We start from the raw sequence: 22,902 nt of genomic DNA, 5'->3' as shown, positions 1-22,902 counted from the left end.
CAGCGGTCATCGGGTGGCTGCCAGCGGCAGCGGGCTGCCGCTGTCGTCCCGCTCGGCGGGCGGGACGTTGAGATCCGGCACGGCATGCAGCGCCGGTGCAGGGCCTGCGGCGGTATTGTCAGGGTCCGGCTGCCCCGGCGTGCCCGCCGCCATGCGCAGCCTGGCCTCGCTGTGCTGGCGCGCGAACTCGCACAGCGACAGCCAGGTCTGCTGCTGCTCGATGATGGTGAAGTGGTCCGTGCCGGGCACGGTCTGCAGTGCGACCGGACCGGGCCACGCCGCCATCAGCCGCTCCGAGCAGGCATGCGGCACGACCTCGTCCGACTCCGCCAGCAGCACCTTGGTGCTCTGCACGACCTTCTTGCAATGCGAAATCGAATCGAAATGGTGGCGCATCAGCTGCCGCAGCGGCACCAGCGGGAAGCGCTTGCGCACCAGTTCCAGCAGCGAGTCGTAGGGCGTGATCAGCTGCAGGCTCTCGAATTCCTGCAGGTCGGCCAGCTGGATCGCCACGCCGGTGCCGAGGCTGCGCCCGACCACGTGCACGCGGGTGTCGGGAAAGACACGCCGGACATGCAGCAGGAACTGGCTGGCATCGGCGACTGCCCCCGCTTCGGACGGACGGCCGTCGGAATGGCCCAGCCCGCGGTAGTCATAGGTGGCGAAGGCCATGCCTCCCGGCAGCCAGCACGCGTACTGCAGCGTTTCCAGCACATCCTCGCCGCGTCCGGGCAGGTAGAACAGCAGGTCGCGCACGCTGTCGCCGGGCGTGTGATAGATGTAGCCGCGCACGACGCCGCCGGGAATCACGTGCGAATAGCCGATGATGCCCTCCGGCAGGTCGCGCGGCGGACGCCGGCGCGCGTCGAACAGCAGGCGGTCCTGGTTCAGCGTCAGGTAGGTCCAGTAGCAGGCGAAGCCGCTGGCGGTCATCAGCGCGGCGGCCAGCGCGTGGCGGGTCTTGAATCGCATGGCAAGTCTTCAGGTGCGCGGCGGGCGTGGCGCCGGGGGGCGCCGGCCATGCCGCCCAAGCTGCGCAGCCTACCTCATTTTCGTCAGGCGCGACCGTGCAGCGCAAGCCAGGCCGCGCAGTTCTTGTACGATATGCCTCATACGCGCGCGCCCACCCACAACCGGCATCCTGGCCGACGGCGCGCCCTGGGAGCAAGCATGAGCGAGCAGAAAGACGAGCAGTTCCGCACCGAAGAGGCGCAGGCCATGGAGCGCGTGGTCGCGGCCACGCGCCAGGTACAGGTGGCATTCACCGCGCTGCAGGCCCACTATCCGCCGCAAGGCAGCGGCAAGCCATCGAAGCTCGCGCTGCAGACCTTCGATGCGGCGCTGCAGGCGCTGGAGGACGCCCAGGCGGCGTTCGACGAGATCCTGAACGACCTGCTCGACGAAAAACGCTGAGCCCGGCGCCTCGGGGGGGCGGCGCGGATCCGTACACGGCCAGTCCGCTGTGATAAGGTTGCCGGACAACCGCCGCCCGGCCTGCCGCAGCGTCCGCGTGTGCGGCCGCTGCGAGCCGTGCCGAGGGACGGCAAGGCAGCGGCCGCCACGCGAGCCGCCAGCCGTTACCGGAGACCTCGCGGAGACCCGCCGTCATGCACCGTGCCGCCCATCCCGCAGCAGACCCAGCGCTTGCCGGCGCCCAGCGCCATGGCGCCGACACTGACGACAGCGACCGCACCGCACTGATCGCGCGCGCGCATGCGCGTTCGGCCGGCTTCGGGCTCGATGCCGGCCACGCGCCAGGCTACGAGGCCCTTGCCGCATGCGCACTGGGCGAACTGGTCGACGCCAGCCGCGACCTGTACCGCCATGCGCTGCCGGTGATGGAAACCCTGCACGCGCAGATCGCCAACACCGACAGCATGGTGCTGCTGACCGACAGCAGCGGCGTGATCCTGCACAGCCTGGGCGATGGCGCTTTCGTCGCGCGCGCCCGCCGCGTGGCGCTGGCGCCGGGCGTGTCGTGGTCGGAGCCCAGCAAAGGCACCAACGCCATCGGCACCGCGCTGGCCGAGGCGCGCCCCACCATTGTCCACGCCGGCGAGCACTTCCTGCAGGCCAACCACCAGCTCACCTGCTCGTGCGCGCCGATTGCCGGCCCCACCGGCGAGATCCTGGGCGCGCTCGACGTCAGCGGCGACCACCGCGGCTTCCATCGGCACACCATGGCGCTGGTGCGGATGTCGGCGCAGATGATCGAGAACCACCTGTTCGCCAACCATTTCCCCGAAGCCGTGCTGGTGCGCTTCCATGCGCGGCCGGAATTCGTCGGCACGCTGTTCGAGGGCATGGCGGCGTTCACGCCCGACGGCGCCTTCCTGGCCGCCAACCGCAGCGGTCTGTTCCAGCTCGGGCTGGCGCCGCAGGCGCTGGCGCTGTCCGGCTTTGCCGCGCTGTTCGGCCAGCCGGTGCGCATGGCCATGCAGGCGCGCGCGGCCGCGACGCTGCACGTGCTGACGCTGCCGAGCCGCGTGCAGGTGTTCGCGCGCATCGAATACCGCGCCGCGCCGGTCAGCGTGCGCCAGCCGCTGGCGGAGGAGCCGCTGCCGCCCGCGCTGGCCGCGCTCGACACCGGCGACGCCGCCGTGGCGGCCGTGCTGCGCCGCGTGCGCAAGGTCAGCGGCCGCGATATCCCGATCCTGGTCCAGGGCCGCACCGGCGCCGGCAAGGAGTGGCTGGCGCGCGCCATCCACGCCGCCTCGCCACGCGCCACCGGCCCGTTCGTCGCCGTCAATTGCGCGGCGATCCCGGAAACGCTGATCGAGGCCGAGCTGTTCGGCTATGAAGAAGGCGCCTTCACCGGCGCACGCCGCCGCGGCAGCCCGGGCAAGCTGGCGCAGGCGCATGGCGGCACGCTGTTCCTCGATGAAATCGGCGACATGCCGCTGGCACAGCAGGTGCGGCTGATGCGCGTGCTGCAGGAACGCGCGGTCACGCCGCTGGGCGCGGCGCAGGCGGTTCCGGTCGATGTGCGCGTGGTGTGCGCCACCCACCGCGACCTGCGCGCGATGATTGCCGAGGGCAGCTTCCGCGAAGACCTGTACTACCGCATCAATGCGCTGGCGGTGACGCTGCCCGCGCTGTGCGAGCGCAGCGACCTGCCGGTGCTGGTGGAGCGGATCCTGCAGCGGCAAAGAGAAGAGTCGGGGCCGGAATCTCCGCTACGGGTGAGCGCGCAGGCGATGGCGTTGCTGCGCAGCCATCCGTGGCCGGGCAATATTCGCCAGCTCGCCAATGTGCTGCGCACGGCGGCGATACTGGCCGAGGGCGAGGTGGAGATCGGCTGCGAGCACCTGCCTGAGGGGTTTGAGCAGGAGTGCGGCGGGCCGGTGGATCTGTCGCCTTGCGCCACGACGGCGCCTGCCTCAGGTGCGGGCCGCATGCGCGACTGGGAGGCCGGCATCATCCGGCAGGCGCTGGCACGGCACGGCGGCAATGTCAGCCATGCCGCGCGCGAGCTGGGGGTGTCGCGCAATACGATCTATCGCAGGCTGAAGGAAGGGCTGGACGACGACCCGGCAGCGGAGGGCTGACGCTCAGGCGAGGCGCTTCGTTTGCCGCCGGTTTGCTCCCCTCTCCCGCTCGCGGGAGAGGGGCCGGGGGTGAGGGCAGGCGCTTGCGTAGCGTGATGGCTCTCACTTCGTGGAGGCTCCCGCCCTCACCCCAACCCTCTCCCGCAAGCGGGAGAGGGAGCACACCATCGGCAAGCCATTCACAATCCCGGTTGCGCCGCCAGCCACGCCGCCTCTTCATCGCCGAACAACTCCGACCGCGTCAGGAACCTCTGGCCCGTTGGCCCCTCCAGCGAAAACATCCCGCCCGCGCCCGGCACCACGTCGATCACCAGCCGCGTGTGCTGCCAGTATTCGAACTGTGCGCGCGTCATGTAGAACGGCGCGCCGCCGATCTCGCCCAGCCGGACATCGGCCGGGCCGACCAGCAGCTCGCCGTCGGGGTAGCACATCGGCGCGCTGCCGTCGCAGCAGCCGCCGGACTGGTGGAACATCAGCGGGCCATGCCGCGCAGTCAGCTGCGCGATCAGCGTCAGCGCGGCAGGCGTTGCCACTACGCGGGCGACGGACGGGGCAGCAGAGGTGCAAGCCGGCATGACCCGTCTCCCCGTCAGGCGTTGAAGTCCAGCACGACCCGGCCTTCGACCTTGCCGTCGCGCAGGCGCCCGAACACGCTGTTGATGTCATCGAGCTTCGCGGTGGACACCGTGGCCTTCACGTCGCCATGCGCGGCAAAGTCCAGCGATTCCTGCAGGTCGCTGCGCGTGCCGACGATGGAGCCCCGGATGGTGATGCCCTTGAGCACCATGTCGAAGATCGGCGTGCCGAACTCGCCCGGTGGCAGCCCGTTGAGCGCGATGGTCCCGCCGCGGCGCACCATGCCGATCGCCTGCGAGAAAGCGATCGGCGACACCGCGGTGACCAGCACGCCATGCGCGCCGCCGATTTCCTTCTGCAGCCACGCGGCGGGGTCGGTGGTGCGCGCGTTGACCGTGGCCTCGGCGCCGAGCTTGCGCGCCAGCGCGAGCTTGTCGTCATCGATATCGACCGCGGCCACGCGCAGGCCCATGGCACGCGCATACTGCACGGCCACGTGGCCGAGGCCGCCGATGCCGGAGATCACGACCCACTGGCCGGGCCGCGTATCGGTCACCTTCAGCCCCTTGTAGACCGTCACGCCCGCGCACAGGATCGGCGCGATCTCGACAAAGCCGACCTTGTCGGGCAGCAGGCCCACGTAGTTGGGATCGGCGACGACATATTCGCCATAGCCGCCGTTGACGGAATAGCCGGTGTTCTGCTGCTTCTCGCACAGCGTTTCCCAGCCTTGCAGGCAGTGCTCGCAATAGCCGCAGGCGCTGTACAGCCACGGCACGCCGACGCGGTCGCCTTCTTTCACGCGGGTCACGCCGCTGCCCACGGCAGAAACATAGCCCACGCCTTCATGGCCGGGGATAAAGGGCAGGGTGGGCTTGACCGGCCAGTCGCCGTCGGCGGCGTGCAGGTCGGTGTGGCAGACGCCCGAGGCTTCGATCTTTACCTGGATCTGGCCGGGGCCGGGTTGGGGAACAGGAACTTCGTCGATCGTGAGCGGCGCGCCGAATTCGCGCACCACGGCGGCTTTCATCGTTGCAGGCATCTCGACTCCTTGAATGACTCCTTGGCAGGGTTGGCCCCGCGCCCGCGGGGCAACAACCCGGATCATGGCACGCGTGGGGCCGCTACAGGCGGCCATTGCGCCATGCTTTGCGCACCGTCAGAAAAATCCGAGTGCGTTGGGGCTGTAGCTGACCAGCAGGTTCTTGGTCTGCTGGTAGTGGTCGAGCATCATGCGATGGTTCTCGCGGCCGATGCCGGACTGCTTGTATCCCCCGAATGCGGCATGCGCGGGGTAGGCGTGGTAGCAGTTGGTCCACACGCGCCCGGCCTGGATGCCGCGGCCCATGCGGAATGCGCGCGCGCCGTCACGCGTCCACACGCCGGCGCCGAGGCCGTAGAGCGTGTCGTTGGCGATCGCAAGTGCTTCTTCCTCGTCCTTGAAGGTGGTGACCGACACCACCGGCCCGAAGATCTCTTCCTGGAAGATGCGCATCCTGTTGTGGCCGGCAAAGACCGTCGGCTTGACGTAGTAGCCACCCGCCAGGTCGCCGTCCAGCGCATTGCGCTCGCCGCCCGCCAGGCACTGCGCGCCTTCCTTGCGGCCCAGGTCGATGTACGACAGGATCTTTTCGAGCTGCTCCGCCGAGGCCTGCGCGCCGATCATGGTGCCCTTGTCGAGCGGATGGCCCTGGCGGATCGCCGCCACGCGCTTGAGCGCGCGTTCCATGAAGCGGTCGTAGATCGATTCCTGGATCAGCGCACGCGACGGGCAGGTGCAGACCTCGCCCTGGTTCAGCGCGAACATGGCAAAGCCTTCGAGCGCCTTGTCGAAGTAGGCGTCGTCGGCGGCCAGCACGTCTTCGAAGAAGATGTTGGGCGACTTGCCGCCCAGCTCCAGCGTCACCGGGATCAGGTTCTGCGACGCGTACTGCATGATCAGCCGGCCGGTGGTGGTCTCGCCGGTGAAGGCCACCTTGCTGATGCGCGGACTCGACGCCAGCGGCTTGCCCGCCTCCAGCCCGAAGCCGTTGATCACATTGACCACGCCCGGCGGCAGCAGGTCGCCGATCACCTCCATCAGCACCAGGATCGACGCGGGCGTCTGCTCGGCCGGCTTGAGCACCACGCAGTTGCCGGCGGCCAGCGCCGGCGCCAGCTTCCAGGTGGCCATCAGCAGCGGGAAGTTCCACGGAATGATCTGGCCGACCACACCCAGCGGCTCATGGAAGTGGTAGGCGACGGTGTCGCCGTCGATCTCCGAGATGCCGCCTTCCTGCGCGCGGATGCAGCCGGCGAAATAGCGGAAGTGGTCGACCGCCAGCGGCAGGTCGGCGGCGGTGGTTTCGCGCACGGGCTTGCCGTTGTCGATGGTCTCGGCCACTGCAAGCAGCGTCAGGTTGGCCTCGATGCGGTCGGCGATGCGGTTCAGGATGTTGGCGCGCTCGGTGGTGGAGGTGCGTCCCCATGCGGCCCTGGCCGCGTGCGCGGCGTCGAGCGCGGCATCGACGTCCTGCTGGCTGGAGCGCGGCACTCGCGTGAACGGCTTGCCGGTGATCGGCGTGACCGACTCGAAGTACTCGCCGCCGGCGGGCGGCACCCATTGGCCGCCGATGAAGTTCTCGTACTGCTGCTTGTAGGGGTTGCTGACGCCCAGCTGGGCGATTTCCGCCATGTTCATGTCTCGCTCCGGTTCGAATTGATCTGTGTCGTGTCGTCACGGCTTGGGGCCGTGCGCACCGGAGCGGATCGCAAGAGGTGTGCCGGGGGGCGAGAAGGCGAAAAAACGGGGGCGAATCGAAGAATTGACCGCGAAATCAGGCCGGCGGTGTGTCACGCGCTGCCGGTGTGTGCCATCGCGTGACAGCGGCTGTTCCAGATTGGCACACTGGGTGAACTGAACTGGCGCTTGCCAACGACCCTCGCATACGCTCCCCTCTCCCGCAGGCGGGAGAGGGGAGCAAACAAGAGTCGGCGCTGGCCGCCCAGGTCTGTCCTCAACCCTTCGGCCGCTCAGATGCCGGATCGTAGGGCGCGCGCAGGTGTACGCGTGCGGGCAGCAGTTCGCCGGCCAGGTCGACGTGGTAAATGCCGGCCTCAAGCCACGCCGCATCGGCCGGCCCGTCCTCGCGCGCCAGCAAGGCCATGCCGACGGGGCAGCCCAGCGTGTGGCCGAACGCGGCGGAACTGAGCGATCCCACTGCGCGCACGCTGCCGTCGGGGCCGGTGCGCAGTACCGCCTCGCCGCCCCACAGCATGGCATCGCTGGCGCCATCCACCGTCACGACCACCATGCGCCGCGTGGGAGCGCCCGCCTGCCGCAGTTGCAGCAGCGCTTCCCGGCCGCGGAAGTCGATGCCGCTGGCCAGCTTGCAGGCGAACGACAGTCCCGCCTCGAACGGGTTGACCGACGGCGACAGCTCGCGGCCCCAGGCGCGGTAGCCCTTTTCCAGCCGCAGCGATTCGATGGCGTAGTAGCCGGCATTGACCAGCCCGAGCGTGCGCCCGGCTTCGTGCAGCGTCTCGTAGACGCCCACCGCGAATTCCACCGGCACGTACAGTTCCCAGCCCAGCTCGCCCACGTAGGTCAGCCGCGTCGCGCGCACGGTGGCGTAGCCGAGGTCGATCTCGCGCGAGCTGCCGAAGGGAAAGCCTGCATTGGAGAAATCCGCGCGCGACACCTGCTGCAGCAGCTCGCGCGAGCGCGGTCCCATCACCGCCAGCACCGCGTACTGGCCGGTGATGTCGACGATCACGCAGCGCTTGTCGGACGGGATCAGCCGCTCGATATAGCTGAGGTCGCGCGTGGCCTGCGCCGACCCGGTCACCACCAGGTACTGGTCGTGCGCCAGCCGCGTCACCGTCAGGTCGGACTCATAGGTGCCGCGTTCGTTGAGCATGGCGGTATAGACGGCCTGCCCCGGCGGCACCGCCACGTCGTTGCTCATCACATACTGCAGCACCGCCTCGGCATCGGCGCCTTTGACCAGGTATTTGGAGAACGAGCTCATGTCGAACAGCGCCACGCCTTCGCGGCAGGCGCGGTGCTCGGCACCGCTCCACGGCAGCCAGTTCTGCTGGCCGAAGGCATACTCGATCTGCGGCGATGCGCCCGGCGGCGCGAAGAAGCTGGGCCGCTCCCAGCCCATCTTGCTGCCGAAACTGGCGCCGGCATCGCGCAGGTGCGCATACAGCGGCGAGCGGCGGAACGGGCGTGCGGTCTCCAGCTCGCGGTTCGGCCACGGCATCGCGTAGTGCAGGCCGAGCGTTTCCTTGATGCGGTCGTGCAGCCAGTTCTGGTTGCCGTTGAAGCCGGCGAAGCGGCGGATATCGACCGGCCAAAGGTCCATGGTCGGCTCGCCCGCGACGATCCATTCCGCCAGCGCCATGCCGGCGCCGCCGGCGGAGGCGATGCCCATCGAGTTGAAGCCCGCGCCGACGTAGAAATTGCGCAGCTCCGGCGCTTCGCCGAGGATGAAGTTGTTGTCCGGCGTGAAGGATTCCGGGCCGTTGTAGAACTGCCTGACCTGTGCCGTTTCCAGCGCGGGCACGCGCACCAGCGCGTTTTCCATCAGGACCTGGAACTGGTCCCAGTCGTCGGGCAGCAGCTGGAATTCGAATGGTTCGGGGATGCCCTGCATGCCCCAAGGCTTGGCGTCGGGCTCGAAGCCGCCCATCACCAGCCCGCCCACTTCCTCCTTGAAGTAGATGAAGCCGTCCGGGTCGCGCATCACCGGCAGGTCGGGGTGCACGCCGGCGATGCGCTCGGTGACGATGTAGTAATGCTCGGCCGAATGCAGCGGCACGGTCACGCCGCACATCCGGCCCACCTGCCGTGCCCACTGGCCGGCGCAATTGACCACGATCTCGGCTTCGAGCCGGCCCTCGTCGCCGTTCTTGTTGCGCCAGCTGACGCCGGTGGCGCGGCCGCCGGCGGTATGGATCGCGGTGGTCTTCGTGTCCTGCACGATGATGGCGCCGCGGCTGCGCGCGCCGCGCGCCAGCGCCTGCGTCAGGTCGGTGGGGTTGGCCTTGCCGTCGCCGGGCAGCCAGACCGCGCCGCGCAGGTCGTCGGTACGCATTGCCGGCCACAGCTCGCCGGCCTGGGAAGGGGAGATGACTTCGCACGCCACGCCATAGGCGCGCGCCACCGCGGCGGTGCGGCGCAGCTGCGTCATGCGCCCGGCGGTGCGCGCCACGGACAGGGAGCCGCATTGCTTCCAGCCGGTGCCGAGGCCGGTTTCGGCTTCCAGCTCGCTGTAGAGCTGCGTGGAGTAGCGGATCAACCTTGTCATGCTTTCCTGCGTGCGCAGCTGGCCGACCAGCCCGGCTGCGTGCCAGGTCGTGCCGCACGACAGCTGGCCCTGTTCAAGCAGCACCACATCCTTCCAGCCCAGCTTCGTCAGGTGGTAGGCAACGCTGCAGCCGATGATGCCGCCGCCAATGATGACGACACGGGTTTGGGCGGGGAGGGTGACTGGCATGGCGGGTCTCGAGAAGCGCGGATCGAGACTTGATGTTATTCCACAAAATGCCAATTAACAACACAAAATGCAACATGCAGTGCACTGGCGTGTAGCCTTGCGGAATGCCTAAACCATTGAATACAAAGATCAAATCCCGCATGAAAGCTGATCTGCGGCAAACTTAATTGCGTTTCGGCCACCATGGGCTAGTGTGTAGCCATCCCGCCTCTTTGCTGCTGCCCTGCACAAAGGCGCCGGGTGAGGCATTTGGGCCGGTGACGCGATGCTTGTCGCTGCGCTGCCGGCGCCGGGGGAGGGAAAGATGTCTCCGAAACAAGAAATCGCGCCTGCGGGCATCGCGCAGGCAGGGGAGGACGGCGTCATGCCGGACGGCGAGAACCCCGGCGGATTGCTGGGATCCAGCCAGGTGTTCCGGGAGGCGATGGCGGTGGTGGCCCGGCTGGCCCGCGTCGACGTGCCCGTGCTGATCCTGGGCGAGACCGGCACCGGCAAGGAGCTGGTGGCGCGCAGCCTGCACTATCGCGGCGGGCGCCGCGACCGCCCCTTCGTCCCCGTGGATTGCGGCGCGTTGCCCGAAACGCTGTTCGAAGGCGAACTCTTCGGCCACGTGCGCGGCGCCTATACCGATGCGCGCCGCGACGCCGCCGGCCTGGTTGCGCAGGCAGAAGGGGGCACGCTCTTCTTCGACGAAATCCATGCGCTGTCCCTGCGCAGCCAGGCGGCGCTGCTGCGCTTCCTGCAGGACTTCCGCTACCGCCCGCTGGGCGCCGCGCACAGCCGCAAGGCCGACGTGCGCATCGTCGCCGCCACCAACCGCGAACTGAAGCAGGGCGCCCGGGATGGCTGGTTCCGCGAAGACCTGCTCTATCGGCTCAACGTGGCCAACGTGCGCATGCCCAGCCTGAGGGAGCGCCCCGAAGACATCCCGCCGCTGGTCGAACTGTTCGCGTCGCGCTTCTGTGCCCGCTATGGCTGGCCCGGCTGCCGCTTCGACCAGGTCTCGCTGGCGTGGATGCTGGCACAGCCGTGGCGGGGCAATGTGCGTGAGCTGGAGAACTTCGTGCAGCGCTGCGTGCTGTCGTGCGACGGGCGCGTCGCGCATGCCGAGGGCTGCCCGGCGGAATGCGCGGCCGGCGATGGCGGCGATGGCGGCGGCGATGGCGCCGCTTGCCGGCTGCAGGAAGTGCCGCCGTTCAAGCAGGCGCGCGACCAGGCGCTGGCGGCGTTCGAATGCGCGTACTTGCGCGCCGCGCTGGCGCGCAGCGGTGGCAACGTGTCCGCGGCGGCGCGCGAGGCGGGGAAAGAGCGGCGGGTGTTCGGGCGCCTGCTGAAAAAGCACGGGATCGACCGCGCCGAATTCCTGTAGGCCGATGGCGCCCGGAAGGGCCAACGCCTACGGCGGCGCGGCCGGCATGCCTTCGGCGATCAGCCGCGCGATGTAGTTCAGCTCCTGCGGCGTCACCGGCAGCGCATGGCGCTGCACCGGCCCGGCCACGCCCATTCCAGAACCCGTGCCAAGCTGCTCCGCGCCAAGCGGGGCAATGATGTGGCGCGGCGCCGAGGCCAGGAAGATCACGCGGCCGGGGCCGGTGGTCCGGTCGGGCGCATACATGAAGCGGCGGCCGTCGGCGAGGATCAGCTCGGCACCATCCGCCAGGCGGCCTTCGATCCAGCTGTGGATCTGTTCGGTGGCCTCCTGGCCGCCCGCGCCACCGGATTTGACCTCGAAGCCGGCGCGCACGTACAGGTTGCCGTCGGCCTCCGTGGCGATCAGGTTGTCGGAGAACTCCACCGGCTTGCCGCCGGGCAACTGCATGTGCAGGTCGGCATAGCTGCGCGCGCCCGGATGGCTGGTCCGCACCGTGGCCAGTACCTCTGCCTGGATCGACTCGCTCAGGATCTCGCCGATATTCCCTTTCAGGTTGTTGAACAGCCCGAGGCCGACTTCGTCGCCGCCGGCACCGCCGCGCTGCATGCCCGCGACCTTGCGGCCGAGCTTGCCCGGCTGGGCCTGCACTGTGGCAAGGTGCTTGTCCAGCGCCGCCTGCGTCAGCGTGGCGGGGCGGGCGATCCGTCCGAGCTGGATGTTGGCGCCTGATGCGGCCGATTCCGCCGGGCCGGGGAAATTGGGCCCGAGCAGATCCACCAGCGTCGCGCGCGGCCCACCGCGCGTGGCGAGGATCCAGGCCAGGCGCGGCTTGGGCGCCGGGGCGCCGGCGACATAGCCCTGGTAGGCCGTCTCCACCGCCGGGACCGCGAACGGTTCCGCCGGGTTCGGCAGGAGTTCCGCGACCGTCAGGTAGCGCGGCGCCAGTGCCGCCGGCGTGCCCGGCGCGGAAGCGGGGGCGGATGCGGGTGCGGTACCGGCGCTGGGACTGGCTGCCGGCCCCAGCAGCGGACGTTCCGGCTGCAGCTGCCAGCGGCTGACGGCGCGCACCGTGGCGCCGGATTGCATCACGCCGTCGCCGGTTTTCATGTTGATGCGCAGCACGGCAACCTCGCCGGTGGCCGGGTTCTGGCCGAGCACGGTGCATTCGCCCGTGACCGGGTCGACTGGCAGCATGCGCAGCGGGATCGCACCTTCGGCCGCCGCACCGCCGCCCGCGCCACCGCCCGGCACCGCGGGCTCGATGGTGCCGGGCGGCCGCGGTGCCAGCGCGCCCGGCGGCTTGCCGCCGAGGCTCGCCGCGCCCATGAAGCCGGCCGCCATGAACAGCGCGCTGGATACCAGCAGGATGCCGCGCGTGAGCTTGTCGGTGCTGTCCAGCGGCTTGCCGTCCATGCCGGTGCCGGTTGCCAGTTCCACCAGCGCCTGGGTGCCCTGGTAGGCGGCCACGCCGGTGCCGCCTACCAGCATGACGCGCCCAAGCGTCGGGAATGCCTGCGCCACAGGCCCGCCCAGGCCCGCGGTGGCGAGCGTCGCCACCGTGGCGCCGGCCGTCTCCGGCGTCCACAGCACGGCAAAGCCAAGGCCCACGCAGGCGGCGCCCGAGCCGGCACCCTCGCCATGCACGCATTCGTCCGCATAGAACTCCGCGGCTTCGTGGCCGAGCCGGGTGGTGTAGGGCAGGTACTTCCCGCCCCAGCCGCGCCCGCCCGTCAGCGCATCGACCGTGCCGCCGGGCAGCACCTTGCTTTGCCTGAGCGCCTGCGCGGTGCGCTGGCGGTCCGCCTCGGTCATGTCCTCGAACAGGAAGTACAGCATGCCGCCTTCCCACGCCTCGCCGAAGCGCCCGAAGATCCCGGTCCAGTCGGCTTCGCCGAAGCGGTGCATCAGGTTGCGCAGCACTTCGGCCTGCGCCGCCGGCGGCATGCCGCCGATCAGGTCGCCGATCACCTTGCTGTCTTCGGCGGTGGTGACGCCGGCCAGCCGCTCGGCGATCAGGTCAGACGTGCGCGTGACCAGTTCGGGATTGACCTCCGGCATCGCGGTGCCGCCCTGCGCCACGCTGGCCAGGTCTTCCAGCCGCGCCCACGTCGGACGGTAGGCGCCGTACTCGCGGCTGTTGCTGGCGATCATGGAGTTCAGCTCGCCGACGCGCTCCTCCACTTCGGTATAGAGCTTGTCGAGGAAGGGCTTCGACGCGCTGTCGGCGACCAGGTAGTCGGTGTGCCAGGTGTCCTGCCTGAGCCGTCCCAGGAACATGTCGAAGTAGGTGCGGCCATTCCCGGCGCGCAGGTCCTTGCGCCGCGACCACCAGTCGACGTAGTCGATCAGCCGGCGCTCGTCGGCGGCATCGATGCGGGCCTGCAGCAGGATGCTCTCGACCGCGGCGACATCGGCCTCCAGGCGTGCCGACATCCGCTCATAGAACTGCGTCTTGAAGGGCTCGACCAGCAGTTCCGGCTGGACCTCGAATTCCTGGATGCCGACGAGCTTGCCGAGATAGAGCGATGCCCACTCGGGCATCTTTTTCGGCATGGCTTGCGGGTTGGCACCGTACAGGGCCGTGGCGACCGCATCCGCGCCGGCTTGGGCCGGGGCCATGGCGAGCCAGGGCTTGGTTGGGCTAAGCCGCACATCGGCGCTGGCAGCGGCCCTATCGGTGGCGGGTGCATCGGTGGCGGGTGCATCGGCGGCGGGCGCGCGGCGGATGCCGCCGTGCCCTTGCACTACATGCGCAAGCTCGTGCGCCAGCAAGTGCCGGCCCTCGCGCGTGTGCGGGCGGAACTCGCCCGCGCCGAAGGCGATGTCTGCGCCGGTGCTGAAGGCGCGCGCGTTCAGCCGCGTGGCGCTGGCGGCCGCCGAGGAGTTGTCGTGGACGCGCACCGCGGACAGGTCGGCGTGGTACCGGCGCTCGAAGAAGCCGCGCTCGCTGTCGCCAAGCGGCCGCGCGTGGCCGAGCGCAAGGCCCGGCGAGTCGCGCAGCAGGTCGTGGCTGCGCGGCTTGCGCCGCAGGATGGCATTGCCGCCGGCAAGGCAGGCGGGGCAGGGCGGCTGGCCTGGGGTGCAGCTGCAGGCGGTACTGGCCTGCGGCGCCGGCACATGGCTGCCGACGTCGCTGCCGACATAGCTGCCGACCTCGCCGCCGACGTCCCGGCCGCGCCTCAGCAGGCCGAGGCTGGCCTGGTCCTGGTGCGTCTGGTTGTCGAGCCGCGCAGGGTCCGCCGGCGCGGCAGCATCATGCGGCTTGCCTGGCGCAGCCACGTGGCGGGCATCGCCGGGCCGTTGGTTGCGGCGCGTTGCGGCGGCGCGCCCGGGCGGTTTGCCTGCCTGGCTCATGGCAGCTTGTTGTGCGCCAGGATGCCGCCCGCGAAATAGGTATGCGTGCCGGTCACCGAGAGGTCGTAGACGGGCCCGGCCGGCGCCGCGGCGGTCACCGATGCCAGGCGCGCGCCGGCCACGGCCGGAACGCCTGCGGCGGACGACGCAATCCACAGGATGTCGCCGGGCCGCAGGTCGCCTGCCGGCATCCAGCCATGCGGGGTGCGCAGCTTGTGGGCCGGCGTGACCTGCACGGGTGGCGCATTTTCCAGTTGCAGCCGCAGCATCAGCGCCGGCGCCGCCTGGTGGACCGCGCTGACCAGGCAGGTCTGCAGCCGCTGCAACTGCTCGTTGTAGCTCAGTACGGCATCGCCGATCGCGATATCGGCGATGCGCCGCTCGCTGCCGTCGGCCAGCCGCACCGGCGTCGCGGCCTCGAAGCAGTTGAACATCACCGAGTTGAACCCGCCAGGCGCGCCGCCAGTCCAGCGCGAGACCGTCGGCAATGGCGTGCAGCCGGCCTCGTGCGCATCCCAGTCCTCGCGTCCGCCCGGCACCAGCTTGTCGCCGATGTAGTAAAGCGCGCCGCCGACCGCCAGGCCAACGATGAATCCCACCGGCCCGCCGACCGCCGTGCCGGCTGCCGCGCCGGCCCAGACACTGGCGCCGCCCAGCCCCCCCGAGCGGAACAGGCGGGTGCCGACCTCGGGGCCGGAATGCTCGCGCTCTTCCAGCAGGCCCATGCTGATGCCTTCGACGAACATGGCACCGACCGAGCCGCCGCCAAAGCGGCTGGCACCGCGCAACAGCCCGGGCGTCAGCGAGGAGGTGCCGGTCGACGCCAGGCTGCTTTCCATGCTGCGCAGGCCGGCCGAGTAGATCAGGCTTTCGGTGGCACTGCTCAGGTATCCGCTGCTCGAGCCGAGCGCACCGGACCATGCCAGCTCCCGTCCCCATTCCGGGTGCTCCTCGGCGTCCGCCAGCATGAACGCCGCCGAGCCCAGTACCGCGAGCCCGCCGCCGGCACGGGCCCCGCGCATGCCCTCGGCACCCGCGACCCTGGCCGCACCGGGCCGCACTGCCACGATGCCGCGGTTCGGGACGGCCTCGAAGCCGCCCGCACGCAGGGCGTCGCGTACGGCCCGGCCCGACGGGGTACGGCCGGTGCGGATGATGTCCCGCATGTTGGTGTTGATGGTGTTCTTCAGCTGCGTCGGGCTGAGCGCGTTGATATCGGGGATCTCGGCCAGCGCCTCCGCGAACAGGGTGCGCATCTCCGTGACCTCGCCGAAGCGGCGCGTGAACACGGCGCCGGGGTCGTCCGCCAGCGAGACCTCCGGCAGCGGCGTGCGGCCGCGTTCGATGTCGCGGAAGTCAATGCCCAGTCCCTTGGTCCTGCGGTTGGTGATGCTGTCGAGCAGCTGCCGGTTCTGCGGGTCCAGCGCGCGCTGCACCTGCCGCGCCGGGCTCGCGTTGCGATCGCCCACCGGCAGCGGTTCGTCGATATCGAACGAGACCGGATGGTCCAGCGGCACGCTGCCGCCGGTGGCGAGCCGGCGCGCCAGGGTGCGGCCGAACCCGGGCTCGAACGGCATCGCCCAGGCGTCGATCGTATTGACGCCTTCGGCGAACACGGCGCCCGGCACCGGCGAGGGCCCGGGGCCGAGCGGGTCCCGCAGGAATGGCGGGCCGAACGGCGAGCGCCGCAGTCCGCCGCGCATCGGCCACATCGACAGCCCCGCCAGCGTGCCGGACGTGGATGGCCCGATGGTACGCATCATGTATTCGTCGGCGCCGACACGCTCAACGTCGTGCGTGCCCAGGAAGCTGTCGAACTGGGCCTGCGTCATGTAGGGCGCGCGCCGGCTGTCGCCCTCGGGGGCGCCGGCGACGGCGGCGCCGGTGGTCCGGACCACCGAGAAGGTACCGCCGGGGCCGTCGATGATCTGGAACAGCGCCGGCGGCAGGGCCGAGGGCATCGTCGCCAGCCAGGCGTGGCCCAGGTCGACGCGGCGGTCGCGTTCGGCGATCAGGCGGCGCTGCAGGTTGCGGTAGTCGAAATAGCCGTCGGCGCCGCGGCCCCGGTTGACCACGCCGAGCGCGTGGCTGTACTCGGCCAGCAACTGGTAGTTGGTCAGTGTCCGGACATCGACGGCACAGGGATCGAAGCCGGCCGCGTGCGTGACCTGGGCCGGGCCCATCATCGAGCTTGCCGGGGTCTCGGCGGGGGGCGCGAAGCTGGCGTTCGCGTCCGCCGGGGTCATGCTGGAACCGACCTGGCTGGCCCCGGCCTGGCGCCGGATGCCGCCATGGCCCTGCACCACGTGCGCCAGCTCGTGGCCGAGCAGGTGCCGTCCCGCGGCGGTATGCGGCTGATACTCGCCGGCCCCGAAGGCGATGCGCGTGCCGAGGCTGAAGGCACGTGCATTCAGCCGTGCGGCACTGCCCGCGGCCTGCGGGTTGTCGTGGATGCGGACCTCGGACAGGTCGGCGCCGTAGCTGCTTTCGAACGCGGCGCGCTCGCCGGTGCCCAGTGCACGGCCGCTGCCGAGCAGCGGTGCCGGTGGATGCGCCGGCGCGTCCCGGCCGCGCGGCTTGCGCCGGATGCCGGCTGCGGCGGCCGCCTGGCATGCGGGGCAAGGCGGCTCGCCGGCGCTGCAGGAGCAGCCGGCAGGCTTGCCCGCCAGCGCGGCGTCGGCCATGCGGTCGGCCTGTGCCTCGAGCGGGTCGTCGGCGGCGCCCACGGCCAGCTGCGCCCGTAGCGCGCCGCTGGCATACAGCGCCTGCAGCACGAGATTGCCGGCCGCCGGCTGCGGCCGGGCGAGGTGCGGGCCGCTCGCCGCGCTGTGTGTCGCATCGTGTGCCGCACCGTGTGTTGCACCGCCGGCGGCAGGTTCGGCACTGCGGGGAGCCCGTTCCGTCGCCTTCATCGCGCGGGCTCCGCCGGCCGTGTGCGGGCTGGCTTCATGGCACTTCTCCGCCGTGGAAGATGTCGTAGTAGGCCTGCACGTTGTCCGGCAGCGGCTGCCCGTTGATCTCGGCCATGACCGCGGCCGCCTCGTAGTAGTCCTGCACGCTCTGGCCGTTGGTGGCGGCGGAGTTGAACCATGCCGACGCTTCCATGAACCGGTCCGGGTCGGCCAGCAGTTCGCCGCCTTCGACGAACGCGTCGCCGACATCGCGGCCGATCAGCGCGCCGAGCATGCCGCCCAGCACGCCGCCGACCAGGGTGGTGCCGACCATGCAATAGAAGGCCGCCGGGCCAGTCTCCGCGCAGACCACGGCGCGGCCCAGCATGCCCGAGAGCGTGCCGCCGACGAGATTGCCGGTCCATCCGCCGGCCTCTTCGATGACCACCTTGGTCCGTTCGCTGCCCGGTTCCGCCTCGGCGATGCGGCTGGCGCTGTGCCACACGCCGTAGACCAGCAGCACCGTGCCGCCCACCCGGATGACGCCGCCGGCCAGGTTCGCGGGGCCGACGCGGGCGCGCGCCAGGCCGGGCGGAAGGTCCTCGTTGCCGAAGAAGTACCGGTCGACCGGATCCAGGAAGCGGCCCGGCGCGCCCGGTTCCGGCACGAACGGCAGGGGCTCCTTCGGCCCCAGCCCCAGCGCGCCGCGGTGCTGCGCCTGCGGCAGGTTGACGCAATTGGCCGTCGGCGGCGCGCAGCCGCCGCCAAAGGCTTCAACGAATGCGGTGCTGCCCTCCTTGGGCGGGCTGAAGGTATAGGTCTTGCCCGCGTATTCCGGCACTGACGATTTCATGTATTCGGAGAACGCCGCCGGGTCCACCTTCGGATCGGTACGGTAGACCACCGTTGCCCTGGGGTCGTACTTGAACATCCAGTCGTTGGCATAGCTGCCCGGCACGCCGCGGTTGAGCGTGGTGGTGGCGCCGGGCGGATAGAACAGCTGGCTCAGCGGACTGGCCACGGAGCGCGACCACGGATTGCGTTCCAGGGCGGACAGCACGTGCCGCCAGAAGCCGGCGCGGAAGCCGCGCATGTCGGTCATGGCGCCGCCGCGCACCGAGAAATCGACGAGGTGGGCGCCTTCCCACAGCACGCCGGTGGTATTGGGCAGGCCGGCCATCAGAGACGGAGCCGGGCAGACCATGCCGTAGCCTGCCGCATTGAGCACCGCCTGCATCGGCGTGAATTCATTCTCCGGCAGCGTCGAGGCGTCCAGCCCGGTGTACTGCTGGAATTCTGCCAGCGTCATGGCCTGCACATCGAGCGGATCGCCGCCGGTGAGGACGTGCGGATCGGCCTCGGCCTGGTAGATGGCCTGGGCGCTCTGGTTGTCGAGCGGCGCGGGCTCGCGCGTCCCTGCCGGCGGCGCGGCGGCAGGCTTCGGGCCGCCGGGATCGGCGGGGCGCGGCAGCCAGGTCGGGTAGGGAGGCATCGCGGTATCGTGCCTTCAGGCACGCCCCTGCGCGCTGACAGCCTGGTGCGCGCGCAAACGCGCCGCCGCGCCAGGATCCCCATGCTTGGTCTGCCGCCGCGACAGCGCCCGCATCAATTGCGCCATGCCCACCGCGCTGCCTTCGCCGGCGGCCAGGAAGGCCGCCTCCAGCGCAATGGTCTGGATGTCCCCGCCCGTCAGCTCGAACTGCCCGGCAACGAAGGCATAGTCGATATCGCCCGCCAGCGGCACCTCGGCGGGGAACATGCCGCGCCAGAGCTGCTCGCGCAACACCGCGTTGGGCCGGCCGAACTCCACCGTGTAGTGCATGCGCCGGGCAAAGGCGGGGTCGAGGTTCTTGGGCAGGTTGCTCGCCAGGATCACCACGCCGTCGTGCGTTTCCATGCGCTGCAGCAGGTAGGCCACCTCGATATTGGCGTAGCGGTCGTGCGCGTCCTTGACCTCGGCGCGCTTGCCGAGCAGGGCGTCGGCCTCGTCGAACAGCAGGATCGCATCGGCGTCCTGCGCGGCGCTGAAGATGCGCTCCAGGTTCTTCTCGGTCTCGCCGATGTATTTCGACACCACGCTGGCCAGGTCGACGCGGAACAGGTCCAGGCCGGCGTGGTTGGCCAGCACCGACGCCGCCATGGTCTTGCCGGTGCCTGAGGCGCCGGCGAACAGCAGCATCAGCCCGGCGCTGCGGCCGGTGCGGCCCTGCATGTTCCAGTCGCGGAACACCCGCTCGCGGCAGGCGATGGCGGCGGCGATTTCGTGCAGCAGCTGCAGCGTGGTGGCAGGCAGGACCAGCTGCGGCCAGCGGTGCGGGCGCGTGGCGAGCTCGGCCACCTGCGCCAGTCCCTGTGCGGCAAGCTGGCGCGCGGCGCGGTCGAGCGCCTCGCGGCCGCTGGCGATGGCCGGGTCGGCCGCCCACAATGCCTGCGCGGCGCGCACCGCCTGCCGGATGCGGGTGCCGGACAGGGAAAACCGGGCGGCGAGCGCTTCGGCCATGTGCGCGGCCGGCGGTCCCGCATCGGCCAGGCGGGTGTCGTGGATGGCATCGGCCCAGTCCTGTGCGCGCTCGGCGCCGGTGGCGGCGGCGAGCGTGAAGGTGGTCAGCGGCAGGCGCGACAGCGCGGGCAGGGGGCGCCAGTTCGGCGGCACCAGCCACAGCACGTCCAGGCCGGCGTCGAGCGCGCGCCGCAGCGCACCGGCCAGGCGTTCGTCCGCGGCGGCGTCGCGGCTGGTGCCGGCGGCATCATGCAGCACCAGCGCGGCGTGCGCGAGCCGGGCGGTCAGCAGCGGCGATGTGCCGGCCAGCAGGGCGTGCGGCGCCAGGTGCAGCGCGTGGCGGCCGCGGCGGGCCAGCAGGCGGCGCGCCCAGCCGGCCTGGCGCTCGGGGTCGTCGCTGCGGCAGGCGATCAGCTCGCTGCCGGCGGCTGGCGCGCCGATCGTGCCGATCGCATCGGCCACGGCTTCCAGCCAGGGTTCGTCCATGCCTGCCATCTGCTGCGCGGCGGGCGGGATGCCGAGCAGGAATTGCGCGACCGGCGGCGCCAGCGCCAGGCCTTGTCCGAGCGTGCTGCGTGGTTCGCCACTGTCGGCCAGCACCAGGATGCCGGCCGCGGCCAGCATGCCGATGCGGCTGCGCAGCGCCGCGGCGTCATGCGGGACCACGTCGGCGCCGAGCAGGCGGCGTGCCATGTCGACGGTGGCGAACTTGCGCGCGATGTCGTTGTTCAGGTAGGCGTAGAGCGTCTCGTAGCGCAGGTCGAGTTCGGGCGCGAGCACGACGAAGAGCAGCTCCAGGTCCGCCGGCGCCAGCGCCAGCCGCTCGCCCAGCAGCGCCAGCGGCGAGCCGGTGTTGAAGTGCTCGCGCCACTGCGCGGCCTGGCGCGTCAGCGCGCCGGCGGGATCGGCGTCGGGCTGGCCGTGCTGCCCGGCCTGCTGGCGCAGCAGCGCATCGACCTGGCGGTCGGAAATATAGAGGCCGCGCAGTTCGTCGAGCGACAGTTCGTAGCGTGCGCGCAGGCGCAGGATTTCGCGCTCGACCAGGCAGTCCAGCCACAGCCGTTCGTTGCCGAAGGGGTGGGCCTGCGGCCATGGCGCCGCTATCGGTGCGTGAATCGGTGCCTGAATCGGTGCCTGCAGGCCGCCGTCGATGAGCGGGTCGAGATCGCGGCGCATCGCCTCACTCCGTGCAGTGCAAGGCCAGTTGGCGCTGGCCCGGCCAGGTGAGCCGCAGCCGCGCCATGCCGTTCAGGCTCAGCAGCACGTGCAGCGGCGGGCGGCGCAGCGAGAGCGTCCAGGCCGCCGCGGCGGCACCGTCGCGTCGCGCTTCGCCGCGCGTGTCGAGCACGTTGGCGAACAGGTACGGCAACGTGCAGCAGGCCGCGCCCGGGATGCGGAAGGCAGTGCGCCGCAGCGCGGCCTGCGCCAGCGTGGCGAAGAGGTCCTGCCAGCCCGGCGGCAGCGCCGCCAGCACCGGGCTGGCGCGCAGCAGCGCAAGATCCTGGCGCAGCAGCCGCGTCAGGCGCAGCCGCATGGCGAAGGTCAGCGGGGCGGATTCGGCCAGGTCGGCCGGTGGCGCCATGGCATGCAGGCGGCAGGCGCTGCCGGGCTCGATCCATACCTCGGTGCGGGTCGCGCCGGCCGGCACCCGGAGTCGCGCGGCGCCGGTGAACGCGCAGCGGCGCAACGTGGCGGCCAGTGCCCGAGCGGGCGCGCAGGCGTCCGCGTCGGCCAGCCAGTCGTGCAGCGCCGGCAGCGCGAAGCCCGGTGCCACCTGCAGGAAGGTGCGCCAGAACGGATCGCGCCACACCCGTTCGCCACGATGGCCGGCGGCGATCGCCAGCGCCAGCAGCACGGCAAGGTCGCGCGCGCTGCCGGCCCCGGCGGGCGGCGCGGGCAGTGCGCTGGCCCAGCCGCTGTCGCACAGGTCGCACAGGTCGTGCAGCGCTGGCAGCAGCCACGCGAGGCCGCCGAATGGCGCGTCAAGCGATTCCTGCGCAGCGCCGGTTGCGGGTTGCGCGCGGTCCTGCGGCATCTGCCTGGCCTGCGCCGCCAGCGATGCCATCGCCGCACGCACGGGCTGCGGCGTGGTGGCGAGCCGCAGCAGCCAGTCGGGATCCGTGGCCAAGGCTGGCATCTTGTCGATCACGCCATGCGTTGCCATCCGCGCCAGTTCGCCGGTGGCCATGTCGTCAGGCATCGACAGCAAGGCCGCCAGCCAGCACAGCGCGCCGATGCCGGCTGACTGCGCCGCGCCGCCATGCGCGAGCAGCCACAACGCCAGCAGCGGCGGCGCGACGCGCCCGGGCGGCGCCTGGCGCCATGCACTGGCGGCCGGCCCCAGCGCGCCCGCTTCGGTCGCCTCGCGCTCCTGCTCGTGCCAGCGGTACAGGATGCGCACCGCCTCGCGCTCGCCCAGCGCCGCCAGCAGCATGGGCCAGCTTGCCTCGTCCAGCAGCGCCAGCGTGGCGCGCCCGGTGGCGGCGTCTTCGGTCAGCAGCGTGCGGATGGCCGCGCCCGCCGGCAGCATGCGCAGGCCGGCAAAACGGTGGAAGAGCCAGCTGTCCCAGCCGTCGCCGCGCAGCAGCCGTTCGATGAAGCGCGCATGGTAGGCCGCGCGCGAGGGCATCCGCACGGCGTCGCCGGCGGGATCCGCCAGCGCGTGGGCAAAGGCCAGCGCCAGCTGGCGCGACCAGTGGCGCACAACCTGCTCGCCGGGGCAGGCGGTATCGATCTCGCATTCGATTTCCAGCCGCGGCAGCAGCACCACGGCATCGTCGTCCAGGCCGAGTGCGTCGAGCTGGTCCGCCAGTGCCTGCGCCAGCTGCGGCGCCAGCGCGTCGAGCTGGTGGCCGAGCGCGGCCGGTGCCGGGTGCGAACCCGGCGCGGTGTAGTCGTTGTGCCAGTGGCGGATGCGAAGGTGGGCCATGTCTACGTCTGCGCAGCGCCGGCCGCGCCAGCCTGTTGCGCGTCGACGGACAGCAGCTCCTCCAGCACCTGCGCGGCGCCGCCGATGCGCAGCAACTGCTCGCGCAGCGTGGCGGTGCGCGCCTCGGCCTCGGCCAGCAGCCGCTGGCCCGCGCTGTATTCGCTGCGCAGCGTGGCCAGGCGCGCCTGCAGCAGGCTGCGCGCGATGGGCGCGGTGGCGGCAACGGCGATGGCTTGGTCCATGGCGGCT

Annotated in this window: 14 protein-coding genes; 3 read left to right on the top strand and 11 right to left on the bottom strand. The window is 71.1% G+C overall.

Annotated elements, in window-relative coordinates; all coding sequences use genetic code 11:
* Positions 1-6: 6 nt before the first annotated feature.
* A complete protein-coding gene (locus JTE92_RS09555; RefSeq protein ID WP_063239700.1) occupies positions 7-972 on the bottom strand; it encodes an alpha/beta hydrolase in 966 nt (321 codons plus the stop codon).
* 198 nt (positions 973-1,170) lie between these two features.
* On the opposite strand from JTE92_RS09555, the gene JTE92_RS09550 reads away from it, so the two are divergent.
* On the top strand, positions 1,171-1,413 hold the full coding sequence (locus JTE92_RS09550; RefSeq protein ID WP_063239701.1) for a hypothetical protein: 243 nt from the start codon (positions 1,171-1,173) through the stop codon (positions 1,411-1,413).
* Positions 1,414-1,607: 194 nt separating this feature from the next.
* Positions 1,608-3,548, top strand: a complete 1,941-nt coding sequence (locus JTE92_RS09545) for a sigma-54-dependent Fis family transcriptional regulator (RefSeq protein WP_084254656.1) — start codon at positions 1,608-1,610, stop codon at positions 3,546-3,548.
* Between the two features lie 179 nt (positions 3,549-3,727).
* Here the strand turns inward: JTE92_RS09545 and JTE92_RS09540 are convergent, their stop codons facing one another.
* The 4 genes from JTE92_RS09540 to JTE92_RS09525 form a co-directional block, all read right to left on the bottom strand.
* Complete coding sequence (locus tag JTE92_RS09540) at positions 3,728-4,123, bottom strand: DUF779 domain-containing protein (RefSeq protein WP_063239702.1); 396 nt, start codon at positions 4,121-4,123, stop codon at positions 3,728-3,730.
* A 14-nt stretch (positions 4,124-4,137) separates the two neighbouring features.
* Positions 4,138-5,166, bottom strand: coding sequence for an alcohol dehydrogenase AdhP (adhP, locus tag JTE92_RS09535; RefSeq protein WP_063239703.1), 1,029 nt, complete (start codon positions 5,164-5,166; stop codon positions 4,138-4,140).
* A gap of 117 nt (positions 5,167-5,283) precedes the next feature.
* Positions 5,284-6,804: an aldehyde dehydrogenase gene (adh, locus tag JTE92_RS09530; RefSeq protein ID WP_063239704.1), complete on the bottom strand. Its 1,521-nt coding sequence runs from the start codon at positions 6,802-6,804 to the stop codon at positions 5,284-5,286.
* Positions 6,805-7,120: 316 nt separating this feature from the next.
* The gene (locus JTE92_RS09525) at positions 7,121-9,607 is read right to left on the bottom strand and encodes a GcvT family protein (protein WP_063239705.1); all 2,487 of its coding nucleotides are present in this window, start codon (positions 9,605-9,607) and stop codon (positions 7,121-7,123) included.
* A 304-nt stretch (positions 9,608-9,911) separates the two neighbouring features.
* Between JTE92_RS09525 and JTE92_RS09520 the strand changes: the two genes are divergently transcribed.
* Complete coding sequence (locus JTE92_RS09520; protein WP_198065785.1) at positions 9,912-10,976, top strand: sigma-54 interaction domain-containing protein; 1,065 nt, start codon at positions 9,912-9,914, stop codon at positions 10,974-10,976.
* A 27-nt stretch (positions 10,977-11,003) separates the two neighbouring features.
* On the opposite strand, the gene JTE92_RS09515 is transcribed toward JTE92_RS09520, so the two are convergent.
* From JTE92_RS09515 to JTE92_RS09490, 6 genes are read right to left on the bottom strand one after another with little or no spacing between them, the layout of a single operon-like run.
* Entirely contained in the window at positions 11,004-14,333 is a 3,330-nt protein-coding gene (locus JTE92_RS09515) for an eCIS core domain-containing protein (protein ID WP_063239706.1), read from the bottom strand.
* Entirely contained in the window at positions 14,330-17,245 is a 2,916-nt protein-coding gene (locus tag JTE92_RS09510) for an eCIS core domain-containing protein (RefSeq protein ID WP_169834830.1), read from the bottom strand. The genes JTE92_RS09515 and JTE92_RS09510 overlap by 4 nt, the downstream gene beginning before the upstream one ends.
* Positions 17,246-17,279: 34 nt before the next feature.
* Positions 17,280-18,716 carry a hypothetical protein gene (locus JTE92_RS09505; RefSeq protein ID WP_063239708.1) on the bottom strand — a complete coding sequence of 479 codons (1,437 nt, stop codon included), beginning with the start codon at positions 18,714-18,716 and terminating at the stop codon, positions 17,280-17,282.
* A gap of 15 nt (positions 18,717-18,731) precedes the next feature.
* Positions 18,732-20,900, bottom strand: coding sequence for an ATP-binding protein (locus JTE92_RS09500; RefSeq protein ID WP_063239709.1), 2,169 nt, complete (start codon positions 20,898-20,900; stop codon positions 18,732-18,734).
* Positions 20,901-20,904: 4 nt separating this feature from the next.
* Positions 20,905-22,653, bottom strand: coding sequence for a hypothetical protein (locus JTE92_RS09495; RefSeq protein ID WP_063239710.1), 1,749 nt, complete (start codon positions 22,651-22,653; stop codon positions 20,905-20,907).
* A gap of 2 nt (positions 22,654-22,655) precedes the next feature.
* Entirely contained in the window at positions 22,656-22,895 is a 240-nt protein-coding gene (locus JTE92_RS09490) for a hypothetical protein (protein ID WP_063239711.1), read from the bottom strand.
* Between the last annotated feature and the right edge of the window lie 7 nt (positions 22,896-22,902).

It is taken from the genome of Cupriavidus oxalaticus (assembly GCF_016894385.1).
In the GTDB taxonomy this organism is placed as follows: Bacteria; Pseudomonadota; Gammaproteobacteria; order Burkholderiales; family Burkholderiaceae; genus Cupriavidus; species Cupriavidus oxalaticus.
This window is presented reverse-complemented; position numbering and strand designations above follow the sequence as displayed.

Excerpts from the sequence above, each read along its gene's own strand:
- JTE92_RS09555 (WP_063239700.1), bottom strand. The coding sequence starts at position 972 with ATGCGATTCAAGACCCGCCACGCGCTGGCCGCCGCGCTGATGACCGCC.
- JTE92_RS09550 (WP_063239701.1), top strand. The coding sequence starts at position 1,171 with ATGAGCGAGCAGAAAGACGAGCAGTTCCGCACCGAAGAGGCGCAGGCC.
- JTE92_RS09545 (WP_084254656.1), top strand. The coding sequence starts at position 1,608 with ATGCACCGTGCCGCCCATCCCGCAGCAGACCCAGCGCTTGCCGGCGCC.
- JTE92_RS09540 (WP_063239702.1), bottom strand. The coding sequence starts at position 4,123 with ATGCCGGCTTGCACCTCTGCTGCCCCGTCCGTCGCCCGCGTAGTGGCA.
- adhP (WP_063239703.1), bottom strand. The coding sequence starts at position 5,166 with ATGCCTGCAACGATGAAAGCCGCCGTGGTGCGCGAATTCGGCGCGCCG.
- adh (WP_063239704.1), bottom strand. The coding sequence starts at position 6,804 with ATGAACATGGCGGAAATCGCCCAGCTGGGCGTCAGCAACCCCTACAAG.
- JTE92_RS09525 (WP_063239705.1), bottom strand. The coding sequence starts at position 9,607 with ATGCCAGTCACCCTCCCCGCCCAAACCCGTGTCGTCATCATTGGCGGC.
- JTE92_RS09520 (WP_198065785.1), top strand. The coding sequence starts at position 9,912 with ATGTCTCCGAAACAAGAAATCGCGCCTGCGGGCATCGCGCAGGCAGGG.
- JTE92_RS09515 (WP_063239706.1), bottom strand. The coding sequence starts at position 14,333 with ATGAGCCAGGCAGGCAAACCGCCCGGGCGCGCCGCCGCAACGCGCCGC.
- JTE92_RS09510 (WP_169834830.1), bottom strand. The coding sequence starts at position 17,245 with ATGAAGGCGACGGAACGGGCTCCCCGCAGTGCCGAACCTGCCGCCGGC.
- JTE92_RS09505 (WP_063239708.1), bottom strand. The coding sequence starts at position 18,716 with ATGCCTCCCTACCCGACCTGGCTGCCGCGCCCCGCCGATCCCGGCGGC.
- JTE92_RS09500 (WP_063239709.1), bottom strand. The coding sequence starts at position 20,900 with ATGCGCCGCGATCTCGACCCGCTCATCGACGGCGGCCTGCAGGCACCG.
- JTE92_RS09495 (WP_063239710.1), bottom strand. The coding sequence starts at position 22,653 with ATGGCCCACCTTCGCATCCGCCACTGGCACAACGACTACACCGCGCCG.
- JTE92_RS09490 (WP_063239711.1), bottom strand. The coding sequence starts at position 22,895 with ATGGACCAAGCCATCGCCGTTGCCGCCACCGCGCCCATCGCGCGCAGC.